This window comes from Bartonella sp. AP20NXHL (genome assembly GCF_042196165.1).
GTDB lineage: Bacteria > Pseudomonadota > Alphaproteobacteria > Rhizobiales > Rhizobiaceae > Bartonella.
The window spans coordinates 22,215-31,127 of record NZ_JBHIPV010000013.1 but is presented as its reverse complement, the minus strand read 5'-3'; the positions used below and the strand labels follow the sequence as shown (position 1 = coordinate 31,127).

Here is an 8,913-nt window from a genome sequence, read left to right as displayed (position 1 = left end):
GAACAGAGAGCTCAGATGGACGAACCTCATCAGTAGAATCTTCAACTGGAACAAACGGTGCAGGCATAGGTTGCACAAAAGAATGGTCCTCTGGAACAGTTGGTACAGAAGGACGTGCAGGTTCAACAGGGGCAGAAGGAGGAGAAACAGAATCTGGAGATGAAGTGTCCTCCGGAACAGAGGGCTCAGATGGACGAACCTCATCAGTAGAAGGAGACTCTGGAACAGTTGGTACAAAAGGAACTCTAGGTTCAACAGGCACAGAAGGAGTGGGAACAGAATCCGTAGATGAAATATCCTCTAAAACAGAGGGCTTAGATGGCAAAACCTCATCAGTAGAAGTTTCAACTGGAACAAGCGATGCAGGCATAGGTTGCACGGAAGAAGCGTCCTCTGGAACAGAGGGGACAGAGGGAAGTACAGGCGAAACAGGGGCAGAAGGAGTGAGAGTAGAATCCGTAGGAATAAATGTTTCAGACGGCTCAGATGTTTCAGGCAAAGAAGGTGTAGATGGTATAAGCGGTGGCTTAACAGAAGGAGGTTGTTCAGGCGCAATAGTCTCTGATGGCCGTTCAGAAGGTATAGTTTCTTCTTCAGATTTAGGTGGTAAAACTGTGGACGTAGGCTTAATAGACGGAACTGAAATAGATTCAGAAGGATCTAATTCAGGATTAATGTAAACACTTTCGAGACGAAAATCCCAAAAATCTCCTTCCCCTTCAACCAATCTATTTTCGGGACTTGCTTCTCCAGAAGAAGAACCAGGACCATAAGCACGAAGTTTATATTGATAAGGAAATCCATTTATCGCAACATAATCATTCAAAAGCTTAAAAGTATCTTCCTTTGCTTTTCCAAAAACCTGAATAATCGAAACACTTTGATGACTTCCGTCAATCACGTTTGGATCTGAAGCTTTTTGAAATTTTTCCATTCCAATGAGCGTGGTTCCCAAAACATCACCATAGATTAAAACGCGATCAGTTTTTTGAGGATCAAATGAACCATCATTATTCATAAATGTGCTCATCTTAATCCGAGAATTACCTTCCGCACTGTATACTTTATTGTATACGTCATCCACACCCGCTGTTTTACCAATATCATCTAATGCATAAACATCTTCTTTATTGTATATTTTCTTTCCAATATGCAATGTTTGATAATCTTGAGAGACATATTTCTCAAAAACAAGCGTACTATCAAGGAGACTCAAAGTAGAAAGCGATGAAACCGTAACATCCTTTTCTTCTAAACCTTGATATTTACTTTTAGTAAGATACCATGTTGAACCATTTTTTAACTGTAAATCTACGCGAGACCTATCTTCAATGCGCACTCCCCCTATAAGGGTTGAAGAATATGCTTGAACAAGAAGAGAAGAATCTTTTTCAGTTTTTATTAATAAGTCACCAGAGATTTTTGTATCGTCCAATAGTTCAAGGGTAGCTTTAGCCCCAAAACCATCAGTCCCAGTGCTATAAATGGCGATACCTTCTGGAACTGTAAAGTTTGTCTTTGATAACTGAACAAATGCCTTTCCTATAATGATATTTCTGCCTTGTAACAACATTTCATTAGTTGAATCAGCTATTTTAAACCCTTCCTCTGGTTCTAATCCATAAAAATACAGACCATGTACTCCTTTACCCTGCACAGAAACATTGGATTTGTTAATCTTAATATTTGTCTTCTTAAATTCATCCGATGAACTAAATGCTTTCCACAACAACTTTTCTTTATCATTCACATCAACCGAAGAATTTTTCACCAAAAAACCATGCATATCACTCAGTTCAATAGAACTATTACTCAATTGAACATTACTTCCTTGAGAGACATCGAAAGCTTCTGGTATTTTATCAAAACCTTCCTCATCGACGATAGTAGTTTTTTGTTTTCCTTTACCCTTAATGATAGTACTATCGAAATTATACCCTCCCCCATAAAATGATGAAAATCTACCTTTCCCATTAAATGTAACAGTACTGCCTGACATCCTAATCTTTGCACCAAGTCTACTCACAAACCCGATATCTTGCAGGTTGTCTGGCTCAATCTCAATCTTTACACGCACTAAAGCAATATCCGCTTCTTCACCCAATGCATACATAGCGTGAGAAGTTTCCGTAATTGACCCATCTGTCATGCTAATGACCGCATTTTCAGCATGAAGAGCACGTACATTCTTAAAATTTGAATTTTTTAGATTAAGACGCGCACCATATTTTGCATATGCACCATATGTCAATATTTGACCTGAATCATCGCCATAAACATTTATCTGAGATGCATCAACAACTGTACCTGCTTTTTCTACATATATAGCCTTAATAGGAGCAGAATCAGGAGCATGTTCTTGAGAACTTTTTAAATTATAAGTTTTATTTTCAAGTGTATGTTTTTTACCATCACTGCACGTATAAAAGCTCCCTGTTTCATCACAGGGAGCTGCAAAAGCATGAAAGCCAGCATTAATATTTACAACCCAAAAAAAAGAAAAAGCAACTGTTGTAAAAGTCAACCTATAATTTTTAAATATATTAACCATAACTCTTTTGCAAATCCTTCTCCCCCGCTTTATTTAAAAGTGAATGAGATCTGAAATAATGTTAAGTTAAACATATGAATAGTTTTAAGTATAACAAATAAATACTTGCTTTGCAATTCATAAAATACTCTATATTTATGTAAATGTTATTCTATATTTCAGAATATACATAAAAGCGTAGTGTAAACCGCATGAAAAATCATCTCTGAAAAACCAGTTTTACTAAGACGATGCTGATAGGTTAAATCTCCGTGCAATAAAAAATTTGAAGATAACTGAGCATTACCCCCCATTCCAGCTTCTAGAGAAGAACCAAAACCCCCTAATTGGAATTCATCTCCAAACTGTACACGTTGTTTTCCTCCAAAACTCATGGCAAGATGAAACTTGCCATTGAAAGAAACAACCAGAGCCTCTTCAGAAGCAGCAAGCGTCTTTCTTAAAGACCCGCCAACACGCATCACCCACAAATCAAGTTTTTCTATTTCAATATCAAAACCATCAATATCAAACGCCTGATCAAACCGCACATTTTGATAAACAACCTAAACCTGCGGTATCAAAATAACCCCTTTATGTCCTGTCATAAATGACTTACCCGCAATCAATAAAGCACTCAAAGGTGTTCCCTTCAATGTTGTTGTCTTGCCTCTTGCTTGCGTGAGAACATTCCCTTTAAATAAACCATAGGAAAAAAGACCCTCTATATAAAAGCCTGTATCATACTGCATGCTGCCATATGTGTAATAGACCATTTATCAAATGTACTTTTTTGTTTTCTTCAACATCTTGAGGTTGTAGAGAATTTTTTCCATCATTCCCCATTATTCCAAAGCTTAAAGTGTGATGTGTATCCTCAATCGCATTGAGCAAGACACTTGCCTCTATAGCGTTATAATTCAAATTTCCACCATAACCATATTGAAACTCAGATAGGTCAGAAACATAACGATAACTTCCACCGTAACCTCGCGCAAAAAGAGCAGGATTTTTTACCTTTTTCTCCCAAAGTCCCAGCAGCAATACGCAATGTTTCCAGCTGTTTATTGTGATTGTTCATATCCATCAAACCAACCTGAAACAAGCATGAGGCATCGATAGATATGCTGAAACTTGTGGGACAACAGCTTTAACGCCCTCTTCAGGGTAAAGAACAGAAGCATCATGATCAGCTAAAACATTATTATGATGAGTATGAGTACTTAAAGAATGAGACACATCATTTTCCAACCGCATATGATGCAGATGAGAAAGTTTCTGAACATATTCAGCTTCAAGTCGGAAATCCCAAAAATCTCCATTATACTCAATATTTTTCTCTTTAACGGATCCATCCCCACCTTTACCTGTCTATGAGAAAAATTGGGACCATAAGCACGAACACTATATCGATAAGGCGCTCCTCTTAGAGCAACATAATCTGTTGTTAATTTAAAGGAATCATCCGCAGCCTTTCCATAAACCTGAACAATTGAAACACTGAGGCTGTCTTTTTTATCGTCTTTTTGCTTACCTTTGCTCTGGTTCTTTATTTTTTTTGAAGCCACTGTAACATCGACAATATGCACCTTACTTTTTCCATAAACATCACCATAGATAAGAAGTTTATCAGCTTTTATTCCCTTGCTTTTACCATTTGCAGTAAGATATGCATTAACATATAAGCGTGCGTCCTCTCCTACAACGTAAGCATGATCTAAACCATAATCATCATCCAATCTCCTAACACGAAGTGTCTGATAAAAATCATTTCTTGGTTTCTGAAAGAAAATAAAACTATCAATAAGCCTTACAAAGAAAATAGATGAACCTACACAATATGGAACTTTTTTATGATTATTTTCAAGCGCATTTTTATTTGCTCTTACAGTCCATAGAGATTGATTGAACAACTCAACACTATCATAAAAACCTTTCTCAACATGTTCCCTTCCTGCAAGAAAAGACGCATAGGCATCAAGAACGATAAATGAATTATTTTTGACATCTAATAACCGATCAGCAAAAAATACGCGAACCCCTCTGATGCCGTAATATAAGGATACCTCCTAGCATCGTTACTATAAATAGCCGTACCATCAAGAACATGAAGAGCAGTCTTTTTAAATCGAAATTCACCTAAACTTATAAGAAGCACTCCCTCTTGATATTCATGTTGAGAAGTACTTCCTCTAAAATGCAAACTATGAACCCTTTGTCCCTGAAGAATGATCTCTGAGTTTTCAAAAGAAACCAAAGACATAGAACTATCTCGAAACTCAAATGACCTTTCCTTAAAAACCGGTTTTGCACTTTCAATCGCTATGTCATGAACATCAGAAACCTGAATCTTACCTTCATCAAAGAAAAAAACCGCTCTGCTTCACACCAAACACAGATTGAGATAACTTGGCATTTCTACCACTTTTCTTTTCGCTATTTCCTATAATAGAACTCTTTTTAAAAGAAGTTTTATTGTCTTTTGACACAACCACTGCTGATGTAATCTTCTCAGATCTATTTAATTCTAAAATTCCACCAATTCCTGAAACGCCTTTTCCCCTTTACTTTTTTCCGGCTTAATAACTATGTTATGAGATTGTATTGTAAAAATAACACCTGTAGTCCTTCCTATCCAATCCACTCATATATAACTTATTACGACTTCCAAAAGTACAAGCAGCACCAACTGTATCACACGAATACGATTTAAAAAGAGAATTACATGAGGGTTTATAACCTTCTGCGCTCACATCTATATTGTGCGCGAAGAAAAAATAGAGGTCGTAAGAAAACACACACATGGCGTTTTAATACTTTAATCATAATTTAGTCTAAACTTTCTTTATTTTATCTTCATAAAAAATCGAAAAGACACCTCTGGTTCATCTACTTATTATTCTTATTATGTGCCGTCATAATAAGTTGTTTTGTATTATACATAAAGTCAAAAATCAGAAAATAACACTATAAAACCATGCTTTGTACTTATATTTTCCACAAAGGATATATTAAAGGAAAATACAATTAAAAGTGATAGCTTAATCCACCAGAAAAATGCGTTCCAGAAAATCCGGCATTCGTAAATTTATGCTGATAAATCAGGTCACTATGAAAAATAATTTTTGGAGATAATTGCGAAAAAACACCAAATCCAGCTTCTAAAGAAGACCCAAAGGAACCAAGCTGGAAGGCATCTTTAAAATATACAAATTGTTTATCATCAAAACTACGAATGAAATGAAGCTTACCATAGAATGAAAGAACATGAGCATCTTTAGTAAATGTAAGTGTCTTCGTTAAATACCCACCAATACGCATCCCCCAATGATCTGGGCTTCGCATATCAATATTAAAATTATCAATATCACGAGTCTTATGAAACTGGAGATTTTGATAAACAAACTGAACTTGTGGTTCAAAAATAAAATATCGGCTGCCGATCATAAACGTTTTACCAGCAGTTAAGGAAACACTCAGCGGCTTACCTCTCAATGTAGCTGTTTTACCTCGCTCAAGTGTGAGAACATTTCCATTAAACAAACCATAAGAAAAGAGACCATCCATATAAAGACCCGTATCATGCTGCATGCTTCCATATGCCGTGATTGTCCATTTATCAAATATACTTTCTTGACTTTGTTTAACCTTTCGAGGCTGCAAAGAAAGCTTGCCATAATTCCCCATAATCCCAAAAGATGTCGTACTGTATGCACTTTCGATTTTCTTGAGTAAAATATTTGCCTCTAGTGCATTATAATCAAGCTCACCGCCATAATCACCATATTTAAGTACAGATAAATTTGAAGTATAACGATGATGTCCACCGTAACCGCGTAAAAACAAAGCGGGATTTCCATCATTTTTCAATAACCGACCAGAAACAGTTCGCAGCGATTGCAACTGCTTGTTTTGATTACTGATATCCATCAATCCAGCATAAAATAAGGTATTTGGCACAAGAATATAAGTCAGAACCTGGGGAACAACGACTCTCACATTTGGCTCAAAATGAGAAGAAGGCTCAAAAACAGATGCCGGAACAGAAAAACTAGACGCAGGTGGTGCAACAACAGAAGGAGCGGGTGAAACATGCGGCGAAACAGGTGAACCAGATGCAACTGGAGTAACAACAGAAGGAGCGGGTGAAACATGCGGCGGAACAAGTGAACCAGATGCAACTGGAGTAACAACAGAAGGAGTGGGTGAAACATGCGGCGGAACAGGTGAACCAGATGCAGGTGGTGCAACTGGATTAGATTCAGCAATAGCGGGAATAACAGGTGCAAGAGAGGAAGGAGGATGGGGGATCTCAAGCACAAAAACATCAGATACATTAGGTGTGGTCGTAAGATGGAAATCCCGATCAGGAGAATCTACAGGAGAAGAAAGACTTGGCTCCTGAGGTTTTTGCTGAGAGTTAGAATCAATAGAACCATCCTCTCCTCCAGTAATATTAGGATGAATTTTAGGAAAAGAAGGAATATCATCAGAAGAAGGAGGGACAACCAAATCAAGAACGGGAAAAACTTTAGTGGGATCAAGAGAGGAAGAATCAACAAATTGACTTTCAAGGCGGAAATCCCAAAATGTTCCAGAGTTTTTAAGCACTCTTTGATTTGAATCTGCTGCCCCTAAAGTAGAGCCTGGACCATAACTCTTAAGATGATACTGATAGGGGGAGGCTTCAAGTGTGACATATCCCCCCTTTAACTGAAAAGAATCTTCAGCAGCTTGTCCATAAACCTGAATAATGGAAATCCCCTGATTATTACCACCATCTCCCGTCAATGCCCCTGAGCTTCCAGGAACACTATACACATGGACTGTCGTCTTTCCTTCAAGATCACCATTGATTAAAAGCCGGTCAGTTTTTTGCTCTTGCAGAGCTCCCCCTTTATCCAAATATGCATTAAGATAAAGAAGCGCATCGCCTTGTGCACGGTAAACAGTCCCCGATCCTTTTCCGATAAGAAGTGTCTGATAACCATCAGTCGTTTTGGATTTTAGTTCTTTAAAAATAAGAGAACTACCCATAAGATTGACCGATGAAATGAAGGAATAGTCCCCTAAATTAGAACCAGACGCATCAGAATTTTGCAATTTGTCATATCTTGGTCGCGATAAAATCCATTTTGAACCATTTTTTAACTCTATCTTAGCCGTAGAACTTCCATCAACATGTGCGCCTCCTACAAGGGTAGAAGCATCAGCCTCAATCTTTACATTGGAATGCTCAACAGCTTTCAGGAGTGAATCACCAGAAACTGTTGAATGTTGTGAGAGTTTAACAAAACTTTCGAATTGGCGGCTGTAAATAGCCGTACTTTCTGGAGCCATAACGGTTGTCTTTGTCAAATAGACAGTCCCTTTTCCAGGCATAATTGTTTTTTTATCATTTAAGACAGCTTCCCAAAAAAAGCGCATGCCATTAAATGCATTCCCTCTCACAAAAACATTGGAATATTTGATATGAGCAGTATTATTATCATTCCCCTCCAAGGCAATACCATGCGCTCTAATGACATTAACGTTTCCCTTCTGGAAATTAAGAGAGCCTTTCCCCTGCAGCATACTAAAAGCAGAAGCTTCGCGATGATTACCTGTATTTGTCCCCTGTTTTCCCCTCCCCGTAATAGAAACACCATCTAAATTAATTTCTCCATCTCCTCCTGTTTGGACACCAATACCACTGGTAAAATCAATTTTTCCTTCTTTCATATAAATTTTTGCACCATTATGACTCAAAAGACCTATCGCATCAGAAGATGTCTTAATCTCTGTCTTGGTCAAAGAAACAAACGACCCTTTACCCGCAACACTGATCCCCATTCTGGTTGCTTTAATCACCCCATCCTGCATCTCAAAAGCCCCCTCCTCATTAACATCGCCCCCTATCGACACGTTATTTAACATGGAATCAAATAGAACAACGCCTCCCCCATTTGAGGACTTTACAGCTGTTGTCCAAGCGTTTGTTTCTGAATGGACATTTGCATTCGAAACACCGTTAATGATTATAGCCTCTCCCTCAATGACTGTATCTTTCCCTGATGCCTCTATGGCAGCATCAGAACTTTCACCTGTAAGTTGATAAGTTTTCTTGGAAATTTCATGCGTTTTACCATCATTACAGCGATAAAATGAAGCACCTTCGTTACATGAATATTGCTTCTTCTCAGAAGAAGTCTCACCTGCATCAGTATTGTATACAAAGAAAAAAATAACCGTTGTAAAATGACATAAAGAGAGATGATTTTTAAACATAATTTTCTACAAACTTTCTTCCCCTTCCCTAAAAACAAAAAAAACGCGTTCTGTTTAATAACTTTGGTTACGCGTAATAATTTAAAATACGTTTTGTATTTTATATATCGACCACA

8 protein-coding genes are annotated in these 8,913 nt (G+C 37.6%); all 8 read right to left on the bottom strand.

The features are described from left to right. Positions 1 to 2,551: autotransporter outer membrane beta-barrel domain-containing protein (locus tag ACFILL_RS07565; protein WP_375643615.1), on the bottom strand; the 2,551-nt coding region annotated here is incomplete at its 3' end. A 158-nt stretch (positions 2,552 to 2,709) separates the two neighbouring features. Further along, positions 2,710 to 3,081 carry a hypothetical protein gene (locus ACFILL_RS07560; protein WP_342753379.1) on the bottom strand — a complete coding sequence of 124 codons (372 nt, stop codon included), beginning with the start codon at positions 3,079 to 3,081 and terminating at the stop codon, positions 2,710 to 2,712. Positions 3,082 to 3,096: 15 nt separating this feature from the next. Then, positions 3,097 to 3,282 carry a hypothetical protein gene (locus ACFILL_RS07555; protein ID WP_375631529.1) on the bottom strand — a complete coding sequence of 62 codons (186 nt, stop codon included), beginning with the start codon at positions 3,280 to 3,282 and terminating at the stop codon, positions 3,097 to 3,099. Further along, positions 3,272 to 3,574, bottom strand: coding sequence for a hypothetical protein (locus ACFILL_RS07550; RefSeq protein WP_375631527.1), 303 nt, complete (start codon positions 3,572 to 3,574; stop codon positions 3,272 to 3,274). The genes ACFILL_RS07555 and ACFILL_RS07550 overlap by 11 nt, the downstream gene beginning before the upstream one ends. A 42-nt stretch (positions 3,575 to 3,616) precedes the next feature. Beyond that, entirely contained in the window at positions 3,617 to 3,769 is a 153-nt protein-coding gene (locus ACFILL_RS07545; RefSeq protein WP_375643614.1) for a hypothetical protein, read from the bottom strand. Continuing rightward, complete coding sequence (locus ACFILL_RS07540; protein WP_342753383.1) at positions 3,754 to 4,443, bottom strand: hypothetical protein; 690 nt, start codon at positions 4,441 to 4,443, stop codon at positions 3,754 to 3,756. The genes ACFILL_RS07545 and ACFILL_RS07540 overlap by 16 nt, the downstream gene beginning before the upstream one ends. Before the next feature lie 95 nt (positions 4,444 to 4,538). After that, positions 4,539 to 4,793 carry a hypothetical protein gene (locus ACFILL_RS07535; RefSeq protein WP_375637801.1) on the bottom strand — a complete coding sequence of 85 codons (255 nt, stop codon included), beginning with the start codon at positions 4,791 to 4,793 and terminating at the stop codon, positions 4,539 to 4,541. A gap of 764 nt (positions 4,794 to 5,557) precedes the next feature. Then, on the bottom strand, positions 5,558 to 8,797 hold the full coding sequence (locus tag ACFILL_RS07530; protein WP_375643612.1) for an autotransporter outer membrane beta-barrel domain-containing protein: 3,240 nt from the start codon (positions 8,795 to 8,797) through the stop codon (positions 5,558 to 5,560). Positions 8,798 to 8,913 lie beyond the last annotated feature (116 nt).